This window comes from Streptomyces sp. ST2-7A (genome assembly GCF_021390475.1).
Taxonomy (GTDB): Bacteria; Actinomycetota; Actinomycetes; order Streptomycetales; family Streptomycetaceae; genus Streptomyces.
In genome coordinates, this window is the sequence record NZ_JAJUWS010000020.1 from 18675 (window position 1) to 41986 (window position 23312).

Annotated in this window: 17 protein-coding genes and 1 pseudogene; 11 read left to right on the plus strand and 7 right to left on the minus strand. The window is 72.0% G+C overall.

Annotated elements, in window-relative coordinates:
• Window positions 1–359 precede the first annotated feature (359 nt).
• The 7 genes from miaB to hflX all read left to right on the plus strand — a co-directional run bounded on the left by miaB (window position 360) and on the right by hflX (window position 10496).
• Window positions 360–1877 (plus strand): tRNA (N6-isopentenyl adenosine(37)-C2)-methylthiotransferase MiaB, encoded by a 1518-nt coding sequence (miaB, locus tag LZF96_RS13980; RefSeq protein ID WP_233871145.1) that lies wholly within the window; start codon window positions 360–362, stop codon window positions 1875–1877.
• Window positions 1878–1985: 108 nt separating this feature from the next.
• A complete protein-coding gene (locus tag LZF96_RS13985; protein ID WP_233871148.1) occupies window positions 1986–2939 on the plus strand; it encodes a hypothetical protein in 954 nt (317 codons plus the stop codon).
• Window positions 2940–2943: 4 nt separating this feature from the next.
• Window positions 2944–3894, plus strand: a complete 951-nt coding sequence (miaA, locus tag LZF96_RS13990) for a tRNA (adenosine(37)-N6)-dimethylallyltransferase MiaA (RefSeq protein WP_233871152.1) — start codon at window positions 2944–2946, stop codon at window positions 3892–3894.
• 261 nt (window positions 3895–4155) lie between these two features.
• Window positions 4156–4713, plus strand: a complete 558-nt coding sequence (locus LZF96_RS13995; RefSeq protein WP_233871153.1) for a hypothetical protein — start codon at window positions 4156–4158, stop codon at window positions 4711–4713.
• Between the two features lie 94 nt (window positions 4714–4807).
• Window positions 4808–5698, plus strand: coding sequence for a diaminopimelate epimerase (gene dapF / locus LZF96_RS14000; RefSeq protein WP_233871156.1), 891 nt, complete (start codon window positions 4808–4810; stop codon window positions 5696–5698).
• A gap of 611 nt (window positions 5699–6309) precedes the next feature.
• A complete protein-coding gene (locus LZF96_RS14005) occupies window positions 6310–8619 on the plus strand; it encodes a bifunctional (p)ppGpp synthetase/guanosine-3',5'-bis(diphosphate) 3'-pyrophosphohydrolase (protein ID WP_233871159.1) in 2310 nt (769 codons plus the stop codon).
• A 386-nt stretch (window positions 8620–9005) separates the two neighbouring features.
• Window positions 9006–10496 carry a GTPase HflX gene (gene hflX, locus LZF96_RS14010; protein ID WP_233871162.1) on the plus strand — a complete coding sequence of 497 codons (1491 nt, stop codon included), beginning with the start codon at window positions 9006–9008 and terminating at the stop codon, window positions 10494–10496.
• 151 nt (window positions 10497–10647) lie between these two features.
• On the opposite strand, the gene LZF96_RS14015 is transcribed toward hflX, so the two are convergent.
• Window positions 10648–11358 (minus strand): DUF305 domain-containing protein, encoded by a 711-nt coding sequence (locus LZF96_RS14015; protein WP_233871164.1) that lies wholly within the window; start codon window positions 11356–11358, stop codon window positions 10648–10650.
• A 147-nt stretch (window positions 11359–11505) separates the two neighbouring features.
• Between LZF96_RS14015 and LZF96_RS14020 the strand changes: the two genes are divergently transcribed.
• Entirely contained in the window at window positions 11506–12978 is a 1473-nt protein-coding gene (locus tag LZF96_RS14020; protein WP_233871167.1) for an LVIVD repeat-containing protein, read from the plus strand.
• A 510-nt stretch (window positions 12979–13488) separates the two neighbouring features.
• Here LZF96_RS14020 and LZF96_RS14025 read toward each other — a convergent pair.
• Entirely contained in the window at window positions 13489–14172 is a 684-nt protein-coding gene (locus tag LZF96_RS14025) for a TetR/AcrR family transcriptional regulator (protein ID WP_233871170.1), read from the minus strand.
• Window positions 14173–14299: 127 nt separating this feature from the next.
• Here LZF96_RS14025 and LZF96_RS14030 point away from each other — a divergent pair, with 127 nt between their 5' ends.
• Window positions 14300–15748 carry a DHA2 family efflux MFS transporter permease subunit gene (locus LZF96_RS14030; protein WP_233871173.1) on the plus strand — a complete coding sequence of 483 codons (1449 nt, stop codon included), beginning with the start codon at window positions 14300–14302 and terminating at the stop codon, window positions 15746–15748.
• 166 nt (window positions 15749–15914) lie between these two features.
• Here LZF96_RS14030 and LZF96_RS14035 read toward each other — a convergent pair whose 3' ends face one another.
• From LZF96_RS14035 to LZF96_RS14045, 3 genes are all read right to left on the minus strand, one after another.
• Window positions 15915–16673, minus strand: coding sequence for a response regulator transcription factor (locus LZF96_RS14035; protein WP_233871176.1), 759 nt, complete (start codon window positions 16671–16673; stop codon window positions 15915–15917).
• A 205-nt stretch (window positions 16674–16878) separates the two neighbouring features.
• Window positions 16879–17457 (minus strand): maleylpyruvate isomerase N-terminal domain-containing protein, encoded by a 579-nt coding sequence (locus tag LZF96_RS14040; RefSeq protein WP_233871179.1) that lies wholly within the window; start codon window positions 17455–17457, stop codon window positions 16879–16881.
• A 92-nt stretch (window positions 17458–17549) separates the two neighbouring features.
• Window positions 17550–19067 carry an MFS transporter gene (locus LZF96_RS14045; protein WP_233871182.1) on the minus strand — a complete coding sequence of 506 codons (1518 nt, stop codon included), beginning with the start codon at window positions 19065–19067 and terminating at the stop codon, window positions 17550–17552.
• Window positions 19068–19220: 153 nt separating this feature from the next.
• On the opposite strand from LZF96_RS14045, the gene LZF96_RS14050 reads away from it, so the two are divergent.
• Window positions 19221–20231, plus strand: coding sequence for a GlxA family transcriptional regulator (locus tag LZF96_RS14050; RefSeq protein ID WP_233871185.1), 1011 nt, complete (start codon window positions 19221–19223; stop codon window positions 20229–20231).
• Between the two features lie 19 nt (window positions 20232–20250).
• Here LZF96_RS14050 and LZF96_RS14055 read toward each other — a convergent pair.
• Window positions 20251–21058 (minus strand): annotated as a pseudogene (locus tag LZF96_RS14055) (IS5 family transposase); the annotation flags it as partial.
• A 253-nt stretch (window positions 21059–21311) separates the two neighbouring features.
• On the opposite strand from LZF96_RS14055, the gene panD reads away from it, so the two are divergent.
• Window positions 21312–21734 (plus strand): aspartate 1-decarboxylase, encoded by a 423-nt coding sequence (gene panD / locus LZF96_RS14060; protein WP_233871188.1) that lies wholly within the window; start codon window positions 21312–21314, stop codon window positions 21732–21734.
• 191 nt (window positions 21735–21925) lie between these two features.
• Here panD and LZF96_RS14065 read toward each other — a convergent pair whose 3' ends face one another.
• Entirely contained in the window at window positions 21926–23152 is a 1227-nt protein-coding gene (locus LZF96_RS14065) for a serine protease (protein ID WP_233871191.1), read from the minus strand.
• Window positions 23153–23312 lie beyond the last annotated feature (160 nt).

Genomic DNA, 23312 nt, shown 5'->3' on the forward strand with positions numbered 1-23312 from the left:
TCCCCCGGCCTCCCACCGTGCCGACCCCGGCCCCCCGGCCCGCGGAGGCTCCACCCCGACGGGGCGGGAACGGTCGGCGGCGCGCGACGGGCCGCCCGGCGTCGGAGGACGCCGGGTCGCGGCGCGCGGCGGAACCGGAGTCGTCCGACGGGAACGACGCGGACGACGGGGGCGGGGTGGGCACGGCCCCAGTCTGCCCTCCCGGCCGCCCCGGCGGGAAGGACGGCCCCGTCGCGTGCCGGCGACCGCGGCCCCCGGGACGGGAGGAGCCCCCGCCGGCGCGCCGTAGACTGGGGGATCGGTCGCCGTCCTGTCCGGGCGGCGGGTTGTCCCCCGGATCGGTTTGGATGAGTCCCCGCATGTCCAACGGCGCGCGCACCTATCAGGTCAAGACCTTCGGCTGTCAGATGAACGTGCACGACAGCGAGCGGATGGCGGGCCTGTTGGAGGCGGCCGGCTACGTCCGCGCCCCCAAGGACGCCGAGGCCGCCGATGTCGTGGTCCTCAACACCTGCGCCGTGCGCGAGAACGCCGACAACCGCCTGTACGGCAACCTCGGCCTCCTCGCCCCGCGCAAGGTCGCCCGCCCCGGGATGCAGATCGCCGTCGGCGGCTGTCTGGCCCAGAAGGACCGCGACACCATCGTGCGCCGTGCCCCCTGGGTGGACGTCGTCTTCGGCACCCACAACGTGGGCAAGCTGCCGGTGCTGCTGGAGCGCGCCCGGATCCGCGAGGAGGCCCAGGTCGAGATCGCGGAGTCGCTGGAGGTCTTTCCCTCCACCCTCCCCACCCGCCGCGAGAGCGACCGCCTGGCCTGGGTGTCCGTCTCGGTGGGCTGCAACAACACCTGCACTTTCTGCATCGTGCCCGCGCTGCGCGGCAAGGAGAAGGACCGCCGCCCCGGCGAGATCCTCGCCGAGATCGAGGCGTTGGTGGAGGACGGGGTCTGCGAGATCACCCTGCTCGGTCAGAACGTCAACGCCTACGGCGCCGACTTCGGCGACCGCCGCGCCTTCTCCGACCTGCTGCGGGCCTGCGGCCGGATCGAGGGCCTGGAGCGGGTGCGCTTCACCTCTCCGCACCCCCGCGACTTCACCGACGACGTCATCGAGGCGATGGCGGAGACACCGAACGTGATGCCGCAGCTGCACATGCCGCTGCAGTCCGGCTCCGACCGTGTTCTGCGGGTCATGCGCCGCTCCTACCGGCAGGAGCGCTACCTCGGCATCATCGAGCGGGTGCGCGCCGCCATCCCGGACGCCGCGATCACCACCGACATCATCGTCGGCTTCCCCGGCGAGACGGAGGAGGACTTCGAGCAGACACTGCACGTGGTCCGCGAGGCGCGCTTCGCCCAGGCCTTCACCTTCCAGTACTCCAAGCGGCCCGGCACCCCCGCCGCCGAGATGCCCGACCAGATCACCAAGGAGGTCGTGCAGCGGCGCTACGAGCGGCTGGTCGAACTCCAGGAGGAGATCTCCTGGGCGGAGAACCGCAAGCAGGTGGGCCGGGTGGTGGAGGTGCTGGTCAGCGAGGGCGAGGGCCGCAAGGACGGCGCCACCCGCCGGCTCTCCGGCCGTGCCCCCGACAACCGGCTGGTGCACTTCAACCCCGAACCCGCCGACCCGGCCGAGGCCCCGGTGCGCCCCGGTGACCTGGTGAACGTCGAGATCACCTACGCCGCACCGCACCACCTGCTGGCCGAGAAGCCGGCCCTCTCGGTGCGGCGGCTGTCGCCGGTCGCCGGCCGCGCGGCCGGCGGGCAGGGCGGTCCGGCCGGTCCGGGGACCTCCGGGGGAGGGGTCATGCTGGGGCTGCCCGGCATCGGCGCCCCGCCCGTCACGGCCGACCCCGCGCCCGGCTGCTCCGCCTGCTGAGCCCGCCGGGAGGGCGGGAGCGACGCCCGGCCGGGCGGGCCGACCCCGACCGTCCCGACCCCGTGCGCGACCCCGGGCGAACCGTCGGTCGCCCGGTAGGCTGCGATCATGCTCGCCGCCGCCGTGGTCTGTCCCTGTCCGCCCCTGTTGGTCCCCGCCCTCGCGGCCGGGGCCGCCCGGGAGACGGAGGAACTGCGGGAGGTCTGCCGTGCGGCCCTGCGCCGTCTGCTCGCCTCGGACGCCGACCGACTGATCGTGGTCGGCCCCGCGGATCGTCCGCTCGGGGCGATCGATCCGCGGGAGGACGGTGAGGGCCCCGCCCCCGGGCCCCGGGCCCTGCCGGCGGGTACCCCCGGTTCGTTCGCGGGTCTCGGCGTCCCCCTGGAGGTGACGCTCGGATCCGCGGACGCCCCCGGCCGTGAGGGTGACCCCGCCGATGACGCCGACCCCGTCCCGCCCGTGGTCGGACTGCCCCTGGCCCACGCCGTCGCCGCTGTCCTGCTCGGTGACGTCACGACGACGGGTGCCGGGGGCGCGCCCGTCCCGCCGCCGATCTCCGGCCTGGTTCTGCCCCCCGGGCTGTCCCCGGAGCGCTGCCTGGAGGTGGGCCGGGAGCTGGGTGCCGGAGCCCCGGGGGACCGGGTGGCCCTGCTGGTGATGGGGGACGGCAGCGCCTGCCGGGGCCCGCGGGCGCCGGGCTGGCACGACGACCGGGCCGAGGACTTCGACGCCGGCGTCTCGGCAGCCCTCGCCGCCGTGGACACCGCCGCCCTCGCCGCGCTGGACCCCGACCTCGCCGACGAACTGCGGGCCGTCGGCCGTCCGGGGTGGCAGGTGCTCGCCGGAGCGGCCGACGCCGGTGCCGACGCGGACACCGGGAGCGGCGGGCCGCACGGTGAACTGCGCGGTGAACTGCTCCACGACGCCGCCCCCTACGGCGTGGCCTACCCTGTCGCCCTCTGGTACCGCGAGGGAACCGACGTGGGTTCGGCCGATCCGTCCGACGATCGGACCGGGGCGGCGCATTCGGCCGGGGCGGCCCCGTCGTCTCTGCGAGACTGATCGGATGAGCAGCCCGCCCCCCACCCCGTTCCGGGTCGTCGCCGTCGTCGGCCCCACCGCCGCCGGCAAGTCCGACCTGGCCATCGCCCTGGCCCACCGTCTGGGCGGTGAGATCGTCAACGCCGACTCGATGCAGCTCTACCGGGGGATGGACATCGGCACCGCCAAGCTCCCCCCGGAGGAGCGTGGGGGCGTGCCGCACCACCTGCTCGACGTGTGGGAGGTGCGCCGCACGGCGACCGTCGCCGAGTACCAGCGTCTGGCCCGGGCCGAGATCGACCGCCTGCTGGCCGCCGGCCGGGTGCCGATCCTGGTGGGTGGCTCCGGCCTCTACGTCCGGGGCGTCGTGGACGAACTCGACTTCCCCGGCACCGATCCGGCGGTCCGCGCCCGGTTGGAAGCCGAACTCGAGGAGTCCGGCAGCGGGGCCCTGCACGCCCGTCTGGCGACCCTCGACCCGGCGGCCGCCCTGGCCATCCTGCCCGGCAACGGCCGTCGGGTGGTGCGGGCCCTGGAGGTCATCGAGATCACCGGCGGCACCTTCACCGGTCGCCTGCCCGGCCCCGACGAGGACCGCTCCCACTACCCGACCCTGCACCTCGGCATCCGGGTACCCCGAACGGAACTGGACCACCGCATCGCCGAACGCGTCGACCGCATGTGGCGGGCCGGGCTGGTGGACGAGGTGCGCCGGCTGGAGGCCGAGGGACTGCGGGAGGGCCGCACCGCCTCCCGGGCCCTGGGCTACCAGCAGATCCTCGCCGCGTTGGCGGGGGAGTGCACCGAGGAGGAGGCCCGGGAGGAGACCGTGCGCGCCACCCGCCGGTTCGCCCGTCGGCAGGACAGCTGGTTCCGCCGGGAGGACCGGGTGCGGTGGTTGGACGGATCGCGGGGGGCACGCGGTGACCTGCTCGCGGCGGCCGAGGCGGTACTCGAACCGTCGGTCACATCCTGATCACGTGATGGCATCGGGTCGCTCCGAAGGCCGAGGCGGTCCCTTTCGCCGTGCCATCATCGAGCCATGCCGATGTTGCACCGGTAACAGTCGGGAATTCGGAAGTGTGATCCGTCGGGCGGGTAGGGAGGGCGTGTGGCGATGGAGGCCGGCCCTCGCGGAACCAGCGCTCGCGCGACCGGCGTCGGGGATCTTGGGGGGCACCCGGTGTCCGCCGCGGAATCCCGTCCCGGATCGGACGACCCCCGCCCCTCTCCCGGCGTGACCCCGGATCCGGCCGCCGAGCACGCCGCGGCCGAATCCGGCGAGCCGGGCGAGTCCGCGGAGACCGTGCCCTTCCCCCGCAGCGGACCGATCGACGGCCTGCCCCCCGGGGGGACCCGTTTCCCGGTCGGCACCCCCCGGAGCGCGTCGTCGGCGCCGGGGACATCGCCCGACGCGGATGCCGCGGGAACCGGGGCGGAGGGTGACCCGGAGGGCGACGAGTCCTACGCCGAGCTGCGGCCCCAGCGCCGGATGCGGATGCTCCAGTTGGCGCCCATCGTGCTGTTCAGCCTGCTCGGCTCCCTGATGTTCGCCTTCCCGCTGGCCTTCGCCTTCGACGAGGCGGGGGCGGTGGTCGCCATGCTCGGGCTGCTGATCGGGTGCAGCGCCGCCGGGTGGGGCGTGATCGCCGCCCGCCGGGTCGGCTACACCTGGCCGGGACTGCCGCCGCCCGGCTCCGGACGGCGCCCCGACTGGCGGGTGCTCCTGATGTACGCCGCGGCCCTGGTGGCGCTCGCCCTGCTGGCCGCCCACCGGGTCGCCGGTCTGCGCTGACACCCGCCCTCCGGGCGGGCCGGTTGCGGCCCGCCCGCGTCCACGGTGCCGGAGTACCTCGCGGGTCCCGCGAGGTGGGCCGTACGATCGAGCCGTGAGCAGCGCACCCCGCCCGGTCCCGTTCCTCAAGGGGCACGGCACCGAGAACGACTTCGTCATCCTCCCCGACCACGACGGTCTGCTGGATCTCCCGCCGGCCGCCGTCAGCCGGCTCTGCGACCGCCGTGCCGGAGTCGGCGGCGACGGGCTGCTGCGGGTGGTGCGCTCGACCGTGATCCCCGAGGGGCGCGCGCTCGCCGACACCGCCGAGTGGTTCATGGACTACCGCAACGCCGACGGGAGCGTCGCGGAGATGTGTGGCAACGGGGTGCGGGTCTTCGCCCGGTACCTGTTGCGCGCGGGGCTGGTGAAGGAAGGGCTCGTTCCCGTCGCCACCCGGGCCGGGATCCGGCGCGTCCACCTGACCGCCGACGGCGACCCCACCGTGGAGATGGGCCGCGCCCGGTTGCCCGCCGGTCCCGACGAGACGGTCACCGTGACCGTCGGCGACCGCGTGCGTCCCGGTCGACAGGTCGACATGGGCAACCCGCACGCCGTGGTCTTCGTCGACGACCTCGCGGACGCCGGCCCGCTCACCGAGCCACCGGCCGTCGCCCCCGCCGCCGCCTACCCGGACGGCGTCAACGTCGAGTTCGTGGTCGACCGGGGCCCGGCGCACGTCGCCATGCGGGTTCACGAGCGCGGCTCCGGGGAGACCCGCTCCTGCGGGACCGGTGCCTGCGCCGTCATGGTCGCCACCGCCCGCCGCGACGGCCGAACCCCCGCGCCGGGTGCCCCGCTGCGCTACACCGTGGACCTGCCCGGCGGCAGTCTCGTCATCACCGAGGGCGTCGAGGGGGAGATCACCATGACCGGCCCGGCCGAGATCGTCGCCGAGGGTGTCCTGGACCCCGACTGGTGGGACCGGAGCCGATCCTCCCGGTAAGGCGATCCTCCCGACCGGCACGGCCGGCCGCCCGGACATCGGGCCGCCCGGCTCCCCGGAGATCCCGGGCGCACGGGACTCTCTTTGCGGCGTCGCCCCTTCGGGACGCCGGCGGACGGCCGCTCCGCCGGCCGCGACGGCGCGGTCGGCTCCCGCCCCACCGACCCCGGGCCCCGGGCCCCGCCCCACCGACCCCGGGCTTCCCTCCCCGCCCGGGCCCCGGGCGGGGAGGGAAGCCCGGGGAACGGGATCCACCCGGCGTCCCCGCGCGGTTCCCGGGGCCACGCGGGGGCCACGCGCAACCGTGGCCCCACCCGTTTCCCGTCCCCGCGCCCACCGGATGGCCGGGGCCGGACCCCGGGGCATCGGCCCCGGGGAATACCCCGGGCGCCCCTCGGTGTTACCCGGCCGTCGAACGATTGGTTTCGGCCGGCTTCGCCACTCCCCGGGTCACCCGTGGGGGTGATCCCCGGCCATCGGGACGGCCCGGCGACACCACCCGCCGGCGGGCTCGGTAGCATCAAGCACCGGCACCGCTGCGGAGGTCACGGGAAACACCGGATCACACCGGGCCCGGGGCCGGTCCCACGACCGAGCCCGCGGAGGTCCCCATGGCCACAGAGGTGACACCCACCCCGCAGTCCCCCCGGCCCGTGCCGGCCGCCTCTCCCCAATATCCCCCACACGAGCGAACGGCCCGCCGGACGCCACGGGTGGATGTGGGCGGGCTGCGCCGCATCCGACGCGCCGCCTTCCTCGGCGGCGCCCCGCGCCACGCCGTGCCCGACGCCATCGAACACCTCGCCCTGGCCCATCGGCGACATCATCCCCGGGCGCCCCTGGAGGTCCTCGGGCAGGCCTACCGGCTGGCCGAGGTCGCCCACAGAGGGCAGTTCCGCAAGAGCGGCGATCCCTACATCACCCACCCCGTGGCGGTCACCCTCATCCTCGCCGAGCTGGGCGCCGGCACCACCACCCTCACCGCCTCGCTGCTGCACGACACGGTCGAGGACACCGAGGTCACCCTCGAGGAGATCCGGGAACGTTTCGGTCCCGGCGTCGCCCACCTCGTCGACGGCGTCACCAAGCTCGAGAAGGTCGACTGGGGCGCCGCCGCCGAGCCGGAGACCTTCCGCAAGATGCTGGTCGCCGCGGGCAGCGATGTGCGGGTGATGGCGATCAAGCTCGCCGACCGCCTGCACAACATGCGCACCCTCGGTGTCATGCGCCCCGAGAAACAGGCCCGGATCGCCCGGGTCACCCGGGACGTCCTCATCCCGCTCGCCGAACGTCTCGGCGTGCAGGCGCTCAAGACCGAGCTGGAGGATCTGGTCTTCGCCGTCCTCCACCCCGAGGAGCACTGCCGCGCGGTGGAGCTGATCCGCGCCCGCGCCGGGCGGACCGACCCCCTGGAAGGGGTCGCGGAGCGGGTGCGCGCGGTGCTGCGGGAGGCCGGCATCGCGGCGGAGGTGGGGATCCGTCCCCGCCACGTCTTCTCCGTCCACCGGGTGCTGACCAAGCGCGGTCCACTCTCCCCGCACGACTTCGGCCGACTGCTGATCCTGGTCGAGGAGAACGCCGACTGCTACGCGGTCCTGGGCGAGCTGCACACCTGTTTCTCGCCGCGGGTATCCGACTTCAAGGACTTCATCGCCGCCCCCAAGTTCAACCTCTACCAGTCCCTGCACACCGCGATCGTCGACGACGCGGGCGGGGAGTCGGGCGGCGTCGCGGAGGTACTGGTGCGCACCCACCGGATGCACCGGGTCGCCGAGGCCGGCGTCGTCGCCGTGCCGCATCCCGGCGTCGAGGCCGGGACGGAGTCGCCCGGGGGCGAGGGGGAGCCCGGTGAGCGGCCGGACTGGCTCTCCCGTCTGTTGGAGTGGCAGCGCGAGGCCCGGGACCCCGACACCTTCTGGGCCGAGCTGCGGGAGGAGCTCTCCGAGGACCGGGAGGTCGTCGTCTTCGACGAGGACGAACCGCACCGCGCGGCGGGCACCCCGACCGAGCCGGCCGCGGCCGACCCCGGCCCGCTGCACCTGCCGGTCGGGGCGACCTGCGTGGACGCCGCCTACGCCCGGCACGGTCGACGCGCCCACGCCTGCGTCGGCGCCCGGGTCAACGGGCGGTTGGTGCCCCTCGGCACCCCGCTGCGGGACGGCGACACCGTGCGCCTGTTGCTCCTCCCCGAGCCGGAGCCCGTCCCCGGTCCCGGTGCCGACTGGCTGGAGCACGCCCGCACCCCCGCCGCCCGCCTCGCCATCCGCGCCTGGGCCGGCGCCCCTCCCGAGATCGTTTCGACGCGTTCGCAGGAGGTGCCCCCCGCGGGCCTCCGACCCCGCACGCGGGTCGGGGGCGACCCCGTTCCCGGGTCCTCGTCGGCGGGGACCGCCGGGGACGGGGGGGCCGGCGCGCCGCCCCCCACCGCCACCATCGGTGACGACGGCGTCGCGACGGAGACCGGCATCACCGTCGAGGGCCCCCGGGGCGCGGTGCCCGCCGAGCGGGTGCGCCTGGCCCGCTGCTGCACCCCCGTGCCGCTCGACGAGGTCACGGCCTTCCCGGTGCGGGGCGGAGGGGTCGCGGTGCACCGGGAGAGCTGTCCGGCGGCCCGCAGGATGGCCCGGTCCGGACGTCCCCCGGTACCCGTGCGATGGCGGGAGACCACCACCGGCTGCCGGGTCACCCTGCACGCCGAGGCGCTGGGGCGCCCCCACCTGATGGCGGAGCTGACCGAGGCCCTCGCCGAGCACGGCGCCTCGGTCCTCAGCGCCGAGGTCGAACCGCCCCGCGAGCGTCGGGTGCGGCACACCTACACGCTGAGACTTCCCGACGCCCGCGAGCTACCCCGACTCATGCGGGCGATGCGCGGGGTGCCGGGGGTGTACGACGTGGTGCGAGCCCTGCGCACCGGCGCCTGACCGCCCCGCCGACGGGCCCGGCGGCGGTCCCGACCCCGCCGGGGCCGGCCCCGGCGGGCGACGCGCCGGACGAAACGGTGCGGAAAACCCCGTGCCGGCCCGGGTGGGGCATGCGACCATGGAGGGGTACGCGCGGGAACGACGGTCGGGAAGCCGGCCGCCCGGCGCTCCGGGAATCCCCCGGGTGCCCCCGGCGTTGTACTCCCCGGGGAGTCGCGTCCCCGGCGGGGCCGGGATCGCCCCGGCGCCCGTTCCGGCGTCCCGACCGTTCCCCGCCTCACCGGCGGGCGAATCACCGGGCGTCCGGGCCGGCCCGACGCGCCGAACGTGTCGCGACCGGATCGCACGCCGTGCCCCGATCACCACCCGCCGACGTTAGGACGACATTGACCCTCTCTTCCCTTCCTCAGGACCAGCACAGCGGCGCCGCCGGGCGCCGGGCCGATGCCCTGATGGATGAGGACATCGCCCGGACCGCGCTCGACGCCGAGCGTGACGGTGAGCAACTCGACCGCGAGGAGCGGGCCGCCCTGCGCCGCGTCGCGGGCCTGTCCACCGAACTCCGGGACGTCACCGAGGTCGAGTACCGACAGCTCCGTCTGGAGCGTGTGGTGCTCGTGGGGGTGTGGACCACCGGCACCGCGGAGGACGCGGACAACTCGCTCGCCGAACTGGCGGCTCTCGCGGAGACCGCGGGCGCCCTGGTGCTCGACGGCGTCATCCAGCGTCGCGACAAGCCCGATCCCGCCACCTACATCGGCTCCGGCAAGGCCCGCGAGTTGCGGGACCTCGTCCTGGAGACCGGGGCGGACACCGTCGTCTGTGACGGTGAGCTGAGTCCCGGCCAGCTCATCCACCTCGAGGACGTCGTCAAGGTCAAGGTCGTCGACCGCACCGCCCTGATCCTCGACATCTTCGCCCAGCACGCCACCTCCCGCGAGGGCAAGGCACAGGTGGCGCTGGCACAGATGCAGTACATGCTGCCCCGGCTGCGCGGTTGGGGTCAGTCGCTTTCCCGTCAGATGGGTGGCGGTGGCTCCGGTTCCTCGGGCGGCGGTATGGCGACCCGTGGTCCCGGTGAGACCAAGATCGAGACCGACCGGCGCCGCATCCGCGAGAAGATGGCGAAGCTGCGCCGGGAGATCGCCGCGATGAAGACCGGCCGGGATGTCAAGCGGCAGGAGCGGCGCCGGAACCTGGTCCCGTCGGTCGCCATCGCCGGCTACACCAACGCCGGCAAGTCCTCGCTGCTCAACCAGCTCACCGGCGCCGGAGTCCTGGTGGAGAACGCGCTGTTCGCCACCCTCGACCCCACCGTCCGGCGGGCCGAGACGCCGGGCGGCCGGGTCTACACCCTGGCCGATACCGTCGGATTCGTTCGTCACCTGCCGCACCACCTGGTGGAGGCGTTCCGCTCCACGATGGAGGAGGTCGGCGACGCCGATCTCATCCTGCACGTGGTGGACGGCGCCCACCCGGTACCGGAGGAGCAGTTGGCCGCGGTGCGCGAGGTGATCCGCGAGGTCGGTGCCTCCGCCGTCCCGGAGATCGTCGTGATCAACAAGGCCGACGCCGCCGATCCGCTGGTGCTCCAGCGCCTGCTGCGAACCGAGAAGAGGGCCCTCGCGGTCTCCGCGCACACCGGTGCCGGCATGGACGAACTCCTGGAGTGGATCGACCGGGAACTGCCCCGGCCGGAGGTGGAACTGCGGGTCCTGGTGCCCTACACCGAGGGCGGCCTGGTCTCCCGCGTGCACGCGGAGGGGGAGGTGCTGGCCGAGGAGCACACGGGTGACGGCACCCTGCTCACCGCGCGCGTCCACGAGGAACTCGCCGCCGAACTGCGGCGCGCCGGCCGGGAGTCCGTGACCGTCTGACATCCGTACCGCGCGCCGGGCCCGCGCCCCGATGGCCTCCATCGGGGCGCGGACCCCTTCGTGCCACGGGGTCCTCGTGGCACGAAACCTCCCGGTCGCCGACCGCGTCGCGTGCCGGGCCCCGCCCGGGGCGCCGGCCCCCGGGACCGGGTCACAGGTCTTCCCGCAGGTTCCGCATCCGGCCGATCTCGGCGTTCTGTTGTGCGGCGATCTCGGCGGCCAGTTCCCTGACGGCCATGTCGCCGGTCTGCGCCAACACGTCGGCGGACATCACCACCGCGCCCTCGTGGTGGACGATCATCAGATCCAGGAAGAGCCGGTCGAACTCCGCGCCCCGGGCCCCCTCGAGGTCGGCGAGCTGTTCGGGAGTGGCCATCCCCGGCATGTCGGAGTGGTCGTGGTGGTCGTGCCCGCCGGCCCCGTGATCCCCGTGGTCGTCCGGCCGGGCGGGGGAGTCCGCGTGCTCCTCCAACCACGCCTCCATGACGGCGATCTCCGGTTCCTGGGCCACCGAGATCCGGCCGGCCAGGCCCCGCACCCGCTCGTGGTCCGCGTACCGTTCCGCCAGGGCGGTCATCTCCAGCGCCTGCGCGTGGTGGACGGCCATCATCTCCATGAACGCGAAGTCGGCCGCCACCGGTTCGTCCCGCAGTTCCTCGGCGGCCTTCCCGGCCTCCTCCGGGGACAGGGTGCGCGCCTCCTCGCCGGGGCGGCCGGGCGCGATGACCGAGGGGGGATCGTCCCCGGCCGCGGCCTCGGCGGCCCCGGCGGCGCTGTCGGCGGTGCAGGCGGTCAGCGGGACGAGCACCAGGGCCGTGATCGCGCCGAGCGCCCGATGGCGGATGGAGTGACGATCCGTCACGTTTCCTCCTGTGAGGCGGGTTTGCCGGTGGGTGTTCCGGTCACCTCCACTGATTTCCCTCTGTTGTGATGTACATGCACGGAGCATACTGGGGCCACCCCGAGCACCACTCCTTGAGGAACCCACAGGATCCGGGAGGACCCCACAGTGACGTTGCTCCACACCCCCCGTCGCCGTCTCGCCGGTGCGGCGGTGGGCGTTTTCGGCCTCTTGGCCGCGTTGTTCGTCGCGAGTCCGGCCGCCGCGACACCCGGAACGGAGGACCCGCCGACCGTCCGGGAGATCCCCGGACACGAGTCGTCCGACACCACCGAGCCCGGGATGGGCATCGCCTCCACCGACATCCCGGGCGTGGACGAGATCGTCCACAGCCGCAACATCAGCCATCTGGCGACCGTTCCCGGCGAGGTTCTCCAGGGCACGACCTCCGACATCGCCTTCCGCGACCACTACGCCTTCGTCGGCAACTACGACGGCTTCACCGTCTACGACATCCGCAAGCCCGAGCGTCCGCGCATCGTCACCGAGGTGTTCTGCCCCGGTGCGCAGAACGACATCTCCGTCCACGGTGATCTGCTGATCCTGTCGGTGGACTCCTCGCGCAGCGACGACTCCTGCAACAGCACCACGATGCCCGCCACCCGGCCCGAGGCGTGGGAGGGCATCCGGGTCTTCGACATCAGCGACCTGCGCTCCCCGAAGTACGTCGCGGCCGTCGAGACCGCCTGCGGCTCGCACACCCATACCCTGGTGCCCGGCAAGGGCTCGGTGTACGTCTACGTCTCCTCGTACTTCCCCCACGCGAGCTACCCCGACTGTCAGCCGCCGCACGACGGCATCTCCATCGTCAAGGTGCCGCTGAAGGCCCCGCAGAACGCCGAACTCCTCTCCTTCGAGGTGCTCTTCCCCGACGGCGGCTTCCCCGGTGACGCCACCGGCACGGCCACCACCGGCTGCCACGACATCACCGCCTACCCCGCCCTGCGCCTGGCGGCCGGCGCCTGCATGGGCGACGGCATCCTGATGGACATCACCAACCCCGAGGCCCCCCGGGTCCTGGACCGCGTCCAGGACGCCGAGCACTTCGCCTTCTGGCACTCGGCGACGTTCAGCCAGGACGGCAGCAAGGTCGTCTTCACCGACGAACTGGGCGGCGGCGGAGCCGCCACCTGCAACGCCGCCGTCGGCCCCGAGTACGGCGCCAACGGCATCTACCACATCACCGGCAAGGGCGACCGGCGCAAGCTGGAGTTCCGCAGCTACTACAAGATCCCCCGCCACCAGGCCGACACCGAGAACTGCGTCGCGCACAACGGCTCCCTGATCCCGGCCAAGGGCCGCGACATCATGGTCCAGTCCTGGTACCAGGGCGGCGTCTCGGTCTGGGAGTTCACCGACTCCGACAACCCCGTGGAGATCGGCTGGTTCGACCGGGGCCCGGTCTCCGACGAGCGGCTGACCTTCGGCGGCACCTGGTCCGCCTACTACTACAACGGCCACATCTACTCCAGCGAGCAGCGGGGCCTGGACGTGCTGCGGATCACCGACCCGCGCACCAACAGCGCCCGGAGCGTGAAGCTGAAGGAGCTGAACGTCCAGACCCAGCCGCGCTACCGCTGAGTCCGGACGGGTGTCCGGGCCGTCCCGGCGTCCCGGACGCCGGCGCCACCGACACCCGGCGTGCCGCCGGGTCGCGGAGGTTGCCTTGTAAACGTGAGCCAACGGCGGGCAGGATGAGAAGTCGGTGACAGGCTTTGTTCCGACGGTGGTGGTGGACGCCGCTGGAGATTGGGCTTCGGACAATCCAGCTTTGGCCATATCGAACGAGTCTCGCGGGGCAGTGCCCTGGACGCCTCCAGACGGCCCCCGCTTCCCTGGCATGCTGTTGTCCCCTCGCGCTTTCGCGTCCGGGTGAGCCAGGCGACTCACGAACATCCCTCCAGATTCTTCCCGACTGCTTCGGGGATGCAACGAAGCGCCGCACGGCGCACCTCGCGCCTCCACGTTGTGCGGATCTGGCATCCGCGAGCTGTCCGGCATTGCGTTGGACCGGGTGGCGGCCGGACCTCTCATCAGCGTCCCCGACGGCACCTCCCGGACCCGACGCGCACCGGGGTGCGTCTGCTTCGGCTACCCGGGATGGCCGGCGGGCGTCACGGTGGACGGCATCCCGAAGGCGCTGTAAAACGTACCGGCCGCCGACCGGACCAGGGACCCGAGCTCCTCATCGGGGAGCCGGCGGGTCCCGAAGCGGGACCGCGCCTCGGCAGGGCCGGTGAGGAGTGCGACGAACTGCTCCGCGGCCTCCACCGGGTCGGGTGTGCGCAGGTGGCCGCCGAGCGTGAGTCGCGCGAACCGGTCGGCCAACGCCTCGGTGACCCGGCTTGTTCCGGTCGCCTGCAGGGTCTCCAGCAGCTCCGGGAACCGGTGGGCCTCCGCGCAGAGCAGCCGTCGCAGGGCCCGGGACTCGTCGCTGCAGTAGCAACGGAGCAGAAGCCGGCCGACGTCCTCCAGCGTGCCGCGCAGATCGTCAACCGGCGCGGCGAGCCGCTCGACGACCCGCAAATTCTCGGTGAGGGCGGTCTCAGCTGCCAACTTCACCGCGTGGTGGAAGAGGTTCGCCTTGTCGTTGAGGTGGTTGTAGACGGTTGGCTTGGCCACACGCGCCTCGGCCGCGATCTCCTTGACGCAGGCGTTCGCGTACCCCTCCCGCGCGAACACGGTGAACGCGGCATCCAGGATCGCCTGCCTCTTGTCGATGCGGCCGCGTGGTGCTCGGCGTCGCGACGCTGCTGTCGAGGTTGCTTCGGTCACGTGGGCATCATACCTGATGTACCTCATAATTGAACCTTCCGGTTCAATTATGAGGTTGCGGTGATACTTGAACTACGGCTACATTGAACTGACAGGTTCATTTTCTCTGGAGGGCAACGGAGGAGTCGTGACGCAGTTACGGACCGACCGCCTGGAACCCGCTCTGGTGCGGTTGATCGCCGTGGTCCTGCTCGGCGGGATGCTGGGCATCCTCAACAGCACCATGCTGTCGGTCGCGCTCGATCCCCTGAGCAGGGAGTTCGGTGCGTCCATCGGCGCCATCGGATGGGCCTCCACGGGTTTCCTGTTGGCCGTCACCGCTCTGATCCCGTTCACCGCGTGGGCGGTCGACCGGTTCGGCAGCAAGCGGATGTGGCTCATCGGCCTGACGCTCTTCCTGGCGGGGTCCCTTGCCTGCGCGCTCGCCTGGAACGTGGGCAGCCTGATCGGCTTCCGGGTCGTGCAAGGGATGGGGGCGGGCATTCTCGACCCGCTGGTGCTCGTGCTGCTGGCGCGTGGCGCCGGGCCCGCGCGCGCCGGCCGGGTCATGGGGCTGATGGGTGTCGTCCTCTCGCTGGGGCCGGTGCTCGGTCCGCTCGTCGGCGGCGCCATCCTCGAAGGCATCTCCTGGCGCTGGATGTTCTGGCTCAGCGTCCCCCTGGGTCTCCTCGCGCTGCTGCTCGCGGTGAAGATCATCCCCGCCGACACGCCGAGCGGAACGGAGCGCGTTCACCACCGCCTCGACATCATCGGGTTGGCCCTGTTCGGGCCGGGTTTCTCGGCCCTGGTCCTGGCGCTGACCCGGAGCGCGGAGCGGAGCGCGTTCACCGACGGGCTGGTCCTCGTCCCGCTCGCCCTCGGAGTGGCGATGCTCGTCGCGTACGTCATGCATGCCCTGCGTGTCCGGCGTACGCCCCCGCTGATCGACCTGCGCCTGTTCAAGAGCGGCAATTTCACCGCAAGCGTCTCGGTGATGATGCTGAACGGTACGGCCACGTTCGCGAGCCTGTTCGCCCTGCCGCTGTACCACCAGCAGGCGCACGGTCACGGCACGCTGGCGGCCGGTCTGCTGGTGACACCGATCGGTCTGGGCGCCGCCATCGCGATGCCGCTGGCCGGAACCCTCAGCGACCGGATCGGCAGCCGGAGCCTGGCACAAGGGGGCGCCGTCGCCGCGGCGCTGGGCGGTCTGTGGCTCACTCGGATCTCCGCCGACACTTCCGAGGTGTGGCCGTCGGCAGCGGCGCTGATCATGGGCGCGGGCATGGGCTTCGTCGGCGCACCGACGATGGGCTCGCTGTACCGGACTCTGCCGGGGCCGCTGGTGCCGCAGGGCAGCTCCGTGCTCTACATGCTCAACCAACTCGGCGCGGCCATCGGCATCGCCCTCGTCACCGTGATCATGAAGACCCTGGGCGATGGGGACGTGATGAGCGGCATCCACGGCGTCTACTGGTTCACCATCGCGACGCTCGCCGTGGTGTTGATCTCCACGATCTTCCTGCCGGGGCGGTCCGAGGACGCGCCCGCGGCCGCCGCGGGGCCGACCGAGGAACCGGCTGCCGTCTCCCGGTAGCGGCCACCGATGCCCACGGAGCACGCGAAGAGGCCGCCGTTCCGGAGCACGTGTTCGGAACGGCGGCCTCCGGGACGCCCCCCGAGGGACGGGACGCGCTTCAGGACGCACGCGTCGGCCGGGGGCCGGGGAGCAACACCGGGATCATGCGAATCCCCCCGCCGGATCACGGATGGCCGAGACGGAAGCCGACTCCTCGGATCGTGACGATCCAGCTGCTCGACCCGAGCTTGCCTCGCAGACTGCTGACACGGGTGTCGAGGGTGCGCCCCTGGCGCGACCGGGCGTCGTCCCAGACCTGCGTCATCAGCTGACGGCGGGAGAAGACGGTGCCGGGCTGCGAGGCGAGCGGATGGAGGAGGCCGAACTCCTTGCGGGTCAGCTCCACACGCCGCCCGTTCACGCGGGTCTCCCGGGTATCGGCATCGATGCGCAACGAGCCGTGGGTGGTGACCCGTACGGCCGGCTGCCGGGAGCGGACCCGACGCATCACCGCTTCGATCCGGGCCAGCAGTTCGCGGAAGCCGCACGGTTTGACCACGTAGTCGTCGGAGCCCGACCGGAGCCCGAGTACGCGGGCGGGTTCGCCGCCGCGAGCGGTCACCGCGGTGATCGGCGTCTCGCTGGTGGCCCGAATGCCCCGGCACACCTCCAAGCCGTCCAGGTCGGGCAGGTCGAGGTCGAGGAGGACGAGATCGACGCTGTGATGCGCCCGCAGTGCCTTGACGCCGGTGGTCACGCTCTTGGCATAGTGGCCATGCCTGCGCAGCCCTTTCACCAGGGTGTCCGCGGCCTGCTTGTCGCTCTCGACGACGAGGACCCGCAGCGCCCGGCCGCTCGTGGCAGCTGCCCGCTCCGCGACGACCGGAGGTGAGGGCCTGTCGAGATGGTGTGCCATCGAGCGCATTTCACTCTGACGCTGCATGCAGTGACTGAGGGGTGATATAAGTCACCGGTGTCGAGACTAATACTCCCCTGATTTCCGCAAAGGGCGTTTCGGTGCAGCCCGAAGACCAGATTCGGGGAATGGGAAACATCATGCCCGGGGACCCGACCGGTTTCTCTTATCGGTATTCCGCAGGGATCCCGCACAGATTTTTCGCGCGGGATTCCTGCGAGCGTTTCGACGGTCAGCGCACCCGGCCGTCCCACCTCCACCCGCGTCGCCGGGGGAGCCCGGGGATCTCGGTCCGGCCGGTGCACCACAGCAGCGTCTCGGCTGGACGGAACCCGGGAGGCGCGTCCGGGAACAGGCGCTCCACGACGGGCTCGGCGAGCTCGTCCGGAATGCCTGGCTCAAGGCCGAGCCCCTGGGCGATGTCCCGGGCGTGCACGGTGAGTTCCAGCACACCCATGGCAGCGAAGCCCGGCCCGTCGGAGTGGCCGTAGGGGTGCCACGCCCGCACGCCCGGGTCCGCCTCCCGTACCGCGGAGGCCAGGATGCTGCCCGCGATCCGCAGCCCTTCCAGAGCCGGCGGGACCGGGGCGCTCTCGTCGATCGAGGAGAACAGCGTGATGTAGCGATCGGTCGGCCGGGCAATGAGTAGACCTGCGTAGCCGACGACGCCGAGGGCGATATGACTGAGTGTGCTGCGGCAGGACCATTCCAGGTCGCCCGCCGGAACCCGCCAGTCGAGATCTGCGCCCTTCTCCAGGGCCGCCGTGGTGTCCGCGGCGGCTTCGATCACAAGATCAGGCCAGGTGGTCATAGCTGAGGTTTCTCTCTCGCTGCAGAGGATGGCGGATGGGAGCGGCGGTCGCCGCCCTCATAGGGAAACGTCGGGTTTCAGCGCATCGTGATTCAATCCTGCCCGGCGGTGACTGTAGACGGCTCTTCGGTGGGTTGGCTCGTGTCTGTGGTCCGGGCCGCCGGCCGGGGCTGGGACTGCCGTACGGCCATGAGCGTCACCGCGACGAGCAAGCCGATTCCGGCCATGACGGCAGTGGCCATGAACGCCGCCTGATAGCCCTCGGTGAGCGCCTCACGCGCCGGGCCCTCGGCGCGGGTGAAGGCCAGGGCCACGCTGGAGCACACGGCGATACCGAGAGCGGCACCGATCTGGAACACCGAGTTGTTGATGCCCGACGCCAGTCCAGCCTCCCGGGGCCGCGCTCCGCTCAGCGCGGCGATCGACGAGGCCACGACCGTGGTGCCGATGCCGATGCCGATGCCGAAGATCAGCAGACCCCAGAAGAGATCGCCGAAGTAATTGCCGTAGGCCGACACCTGAGCCAGCAGCAGGGTCCCGATGCCGAGCAGCGTCATTCCGACGATGGCCACCGGCTTGAAGCCGACCCGCGTGGCGACCAGCCCGCTGACGTTGGAGCCCACGATCGACATCGCGGAGTAGACGGCCGTACTGAGCCCGAAGAAGATCGCCGTGTAGCCAAGGACCTCCTGGGCGTAGAGCGAGGTGATCAGAGCGCCGCCGTAGGTGGCCATGGCGACCAGCAGCATCATGATGTTGCCGCCGACCAGGGTGGGCGAGCGGAAGACCCGCAGCGGGATCAGCGGCTGGGCGACGCGCTGCTCCACGAAGATGAAGCCGATGATCAGCACCGCGGCAACTGCGAGGAGCCCGAGGGTCGTGGCGTCGCCCCAGCCGACCTCGGGGGCCTCCACGATGACGTAGATCAGAAGTGCCAGGCCGGCGGTGATCGTGACGGCGCCCACCGGGTCGAAGGAGCGCCGGCCCTGCGCGATCGGCGTCTCGCGCAGCAGACGCGGACCGAGGAAGAGCACCACCAGGGCGATCGGGATGTTGATGAAGAAGATGCACTCCCAGCCCGGGCGGTCGGTGATGACACCGCCGATCAGCAGTGCCGCGGTCGCGCCGAACGCGCCGATGGCGGTCCAGATGCCCAGGGCGCGGTTGCGGTCGGAACCTTCGCCGAAGGTGTTCATCAGCACGGCCATGGCTGTCGGGGCCATGATCGCCGCGGTGACGCCCTGAACGATCCGGGTCACCACCAGGACCTCACTGGTCCAGGCGAGACCGCAGATCACCGAGGTGATGAGAAAGAGCACGGTGCCGAACATGAACATGCGTCGGCCGCCCAGGAGATCGGCCGTCCGACCCCCGAAGAGCAGCAGTCCACCGAAGCTCAGCAGATACGCGCTCAGCACCCACTGGACTCCCGAGGTGGAGAAGTTCAGGTCGGATTCGATGGCGGGCAGCGCGAGAATCACGATCTGAGAGTCGACGATGACCATGAAGTAGGCGGCGCACAGCAGGGCCAGCGCCTTCCACCTTCGGGGATCGGGTCCCGCCTCCGTAGCAGGGGTCGGAGGCCTGCCGTCGGCACGTCGTCGGCCCATCGGTGTTTCCTCTCCATATTCAACGTGGACGCGTCACGCCCATCGATGTAAGCCGAAATCGGAACGGACGCCTTCACGGTTCCAGAGGCGGGATCCGGCCGACAGTGGCAGAACTGACGCCCTGCGAGCTATTCCTGCCATATGCTCGAAGGCATGACCGCCGGAACGATTGCCATCATCGTGATCGACAGCAGCGACATCCCCGTCGGGGACGTGTACGAGCTCGGGATCGCCTGCTCCGTCTTCGGTGCCCCGCAGCCGGACCTCGCCACCACCTGGTACGACCTCAAACTCTGCGCCCCACAGCCGTCCTCGGCCGCGCCGGGCGGCGGGTTCTCGCTGAGCACGCCCTTCGGGCTCGGTGAACTCGCCACCGCGGACACCGTGATCGTGCCCTCGGTGCCCGACGCCGTGGTCCTCGAGGAACAACCCCTGTCCGCCGAGCTGATCGAGGCCCTGCGCGCCGCCGCCGACCGTGGCGCGCGGATGGTCTCGCTGTGCAACGGTGCCTTCGCGCTCGCCGAGGCGGGCCTGCTCAACGGGCGCCGGGCCACCGCCCACTGGATGCACACCGCGACCCTCGCCAAGCGCTACCCGGAGGTGGAGGTGGACGATTCGGTGCTCTACGTCGATGATGGCGACGTCCTCACCAGTGCCGGGCTCAGCGCCGGGCTCGACCTCTGTTTGCACCTGGTCCGCCGCGACCTCGGTGCGATGGTCGCCAACCAGCTCGCCCGGCGGATGGTCGTGGCCGCGCACCGACCCGGTGGACAGCGCCAGTTCATCGACCTCCAGGTCCCGTTCAGCGACGGCGACAGCCTGGCGCCGGTGTTGCAGTGGGCCATAGAGCGCCTCGACGAGCCACTGACCGTGGATGACCTGGCCCGACAGGCCGGGACGAGCTCTCGGACCTTCTTCCGGCGGCTGCAGTCGGTGACCGGTACCACTCCGCTCCAGTGGCTCCTCAATCAGCGGCTGGCCCGCGCCCAAATGCTGCTGGAATCCACCGATCTCTCCATCGAGAAGATCAGCGAACAGAGCGGAATGGGATCGGCCACCAACCTCCGCCGGCACTTCCAGGCGCATGTCGGGGTATCTCCCCGGGACTACCGGAGGGCCTTCCCCGGGCGGCTCTCCGGAGGATCTGTGGGTATCGCTGCGTAAGAGCGTGTCCGGTGTGGTTGAGTTGGTGTAGGTGTTTGTAGCGGACGAGGGTGGCGGCCGAGCCGAGGAAGGCCAGGTAGTTGCGGGAATGCCGTTCGTAGCGTGGTGAGGGGCGGCGGTGGCCGACCAGTCGGGCGATGGTTCTCTTGATCTTCCACCGCCGGCGTCCGAGTCGTTGGGAACTTTCCACGCCCTTGCGCGCGATACGGACGGCCAGGCGTTTGCCGCGCATCCGTCGTCGAAGGTCGGGAATGTCGTGGGCCTTGTCCGCGTGGATCGGCCCGGGGCGGTGGTGGCGGCCGCGTTCGGGGGCGTGTCCCGATGGGAGGCCGGCCGGGAGCGGCTTCAACCCCTGGTTGTCCCGAGGTGGTGCCGGTTGAGGCGGCGACCACGAGGGGCAGGCCGTTCGCATCGGACAGGATATGCATCCCGGGGCCCGGCCTGCCCCGGTCCACGGGGCTCGGACCCGCGTGTTCGCCCCCTTTTTAGCCCCCACACGCGCGGTGTCGATCCACACCCGGGAGAGGTCGAACAGGTCCGTGGCCGCCAATTGATCGAGCGCCGCCCGGTGCAACCGCGCCCACACCCCGGCCCGGGCCGGATCGGGAAGCGGCGGTGCGCGGTGGACCCGGGGACCCCGAAGCATGGCGGCAGACGCCCCGGGCACACCCACCGGTGGGCACGTACACGATCGCGGCGAGCACCGCCTCGTCAGGGGCGTTCCGCGTCTCCCCGCCCTGCGGCCGCACCCGCTCGAGCGGCAACCATGGCTCCACGAGCTTCCACAAACCATCCGGAACGATCCAGTCCCACCGACCACTCCCCATGCCCCCTCAACGAGCCCACCCCCACATAGGAGACACGCCCTTAGGCTTGTGTCGTCGTCGCGGTGGGGGAAGGGGAGCGGGTGAAGGCCTCCCGGACCATGCTGACGATGCGTCGGGAAAGTCGGCGAGTGGTCAGCATGAGTCTTGAAAAACCCGGGGCAAGCCACCCGAACATGCGACTCGTTGTAGGGTGTGGAAACAGCCCTTGACCTGCAAAAAGGCAGGCAGGGAGCCTAGAGTCGGGAGTAGCGCAGTGCTGCGTACCATGTTCAAGTCCAAGATCCACCGTGCCACCGTCACGCAGGCGGACCTGCACTATGTGGGATCCGTGACCGTCGATGCCGACCTGTTGGACGCCGCCGACATCCTGCCGGGTGAGCAGGTGCATATCGTCGACATCACCAACGGCAACCGCTTGGAGACCTACACCATCGAGGGTGAGCGCGGCTCGGGGGTGATCGGCATCAACGGTGCCGCCGCCCGCCTGGTCGCCCCCGGTGACCTGGTCATCCTCATCGCCTACGCGCAGGTCACCGACGAGGAGGCCCGCTCGATGAAGCCGCGCGTCGTGCACGTGGACGCCGACAACCGGGTCGTCGACCTGGGGTCCGACCCCGGCGAGCCGGTCCCCGGCGGCGGCGACCTCCGCAGCCCGGGCTCCGTGCCGCGCGGCTGACCCCCGGCGTCGTGTCGCGGTCCGGTGGCCGCACACGGGACATCCGGCACGCACGGCCGAGGCTCCTCACCCCGGTCGTTGTAGGCGGGGACGAAGATGATGTTGCGGGCCCGCTGGGCCGTGGCGCCTCCCCCCGGGGGGGGTGTGGCGCCTCGGCCGTGTTCGGATGGTGCCGGCGGGGAGAGGCCCGCTCAGCCGGCGCGGATCTCGTCGAAGACCTCGCGCGCCTCGGTCTCCAGGCGCGGTCCGGCCAGCCAGGTGCTGTCGAACGGGCCGATGGAGGTGACGGAGACCAGCTCCTGCGCGCCGTTCGCCCCGGCGGTCAGCCACGGGCCTCCGGAGGAACCACCGGTCATGGTGCAGCCGACCCGGTACATGACCGGCTCGGCGGCGTCCAGGGACAGCCGGCCCGGCTCGTCGGAGCAGACGAACAGGCCCTGCCCGTCGTAGGGGTCGGCGGCCGGGTAGCCGATGACGTCGATCCCGCCGATGCCGGAGACGGCCGGGGCGTCGAAGGAGATGTCGTAGGCCGCGCCGACGGTCTCCTCCAGAGAACGACCGCTGCCGTCCTCGGCGACCAGGCGCATCATCGCGAAGTCCTGGTGGGCGCCGTTGCCGCCCTCCTCGGTGCCCTGCTCCACCCAGTAGTCGGTGGTGGCGACCAGTTCGGCCCAGAAGGTGCCGTAGGGGGCGAGTTCCTCGAACTCCGGGTCCGGGTTCGCGGCCAGGCTCTCACCCCGGTCGTTGTAGGCGGGGACGAAGATGATGTTGCGGAACCAGCCGCCGTCCCGGCCCGCGTGCACGCAGTGGCCGGCGGTGGCCACCAGGTTCGAGCGCCCCGGGTTGTCGGGGTCGGTGACCACGGCGCCGGAACAGACCATGGTCCCGGCCGGGGTGTCCATGAACACCTTGCCGATGGCCGGGCTGTTGGCGCTGTACGGCGTCGCCGCCGGGAGGGCGTCCACCACGGCGGGCTGCGGGTCGGTGATGCCCCGGTCGGCGTCGGGGTTGTCGGCGGGGGCCTCGGGCTCGGGGGTGGCCGGCTCGTCGATCTCGTCCGGGCCGACGGCCCTCTCCCGGTCCAGCGCCTCGCGCATCCGGTCGGCGTCCCAGAAGTCCTCGATGATGACGCTGATGTACTGACCGGCCTCGCGCATCCAGGTGTCCGAGTCCCAGTTCGCCCACTCGCCCTGTTCCCAGAGTTCGGGGTCGATCTCGACGGGGAGGCTGTCGAGCAGTTCGCGCAGCCGATCCTCGCGCGGGATGCTCTCGGCGGGGTTCTTCGCCTCGTCCCCGCCCGCGTTGTCGTCCGTGTCGTCCGGGCCGCAGGCCGTGAGCCCGAGGAGCAGAACGGTCGCCGCCGTGGTCGCGATCGCGCCCCGACGGCGACCCGTGGACCGCCCGCCAATCCTTGCCATGGGTGAACTCCCCCTGAGGTGTTTCCGTGTGCCGTGCCGATCTTCGGTTGTCCGGACGGTCCCGCCGCGGGACGCGGCCTCCGCGGTCCGTTCCGCTTCACCCGGGTGCCGGGGCGCCCCCCACTATGCCGGTGTGGTGAGGGACGGCGCCGGCGGGGTG

Coding starts and splice junctions, on each gene's coding strand:
- LZF96_RS14045 (WP_233871182.1), bottom strand. CDS start 19,067: ATGGGCCGACGACGTGCCGACGGCAGGCCTCCGACCCCTGCTACGGAG.
- miaA (WP_233871152.1), top strand. CDS start 2,944: ATGAGCAGCCCGCCCCCCACCCCGTTCCGGGTCGTCGCCGTCGTCGGC.
- LZF96_RS14040 (WP_233871179.1), bottom strand. CDS start 17,457: ATGACCACCTGGCCTGATCTTGTGATCGAAGCCGCCGCGGACACCACG.
- LZF96_RS14035 (WP_233871176.1), bottom strand. CDS start 16,673: ATGCAGCGTCAGAGTGAAATGCGCTCGATGGCACACCATCTCGACAGG.
- LZF96_RS13985 (WP_233871148.1), top strand. CDS start 1,986: ATGCTCGCCGCCGCCGTGGTCTGTCCCTGTCCGCCCCTGTTGGTCCCC.
- LZF96_RS14050 (WP_233871185.1), top strand. CDS start 19,221: ATGACCGCCGGAACGATTGCCATCATCGTGATCGACAGCAGCGACATC.
- miaB (WP_233871145.1), top strand. CDS start 360: ATGTCCAACGGCGCGCGCACCTATCAGGTCAAGACCTTCGGCTGTCAG.
- LZF96_RS14065 (WP_233871191.1), bottom strand. CDS start 23,152: ATGGCAAGGATTGGCGGGCGGTCCACGGGTCGCCGTCGGGGCGCGATC.
- LZF96_RS14005 (WP_233871159.1), top strand. CDS start 6,310: ATGGCCACAGAGGTGACACCCACCCCGCAGTCCCCCCGGCCCGTGCCG.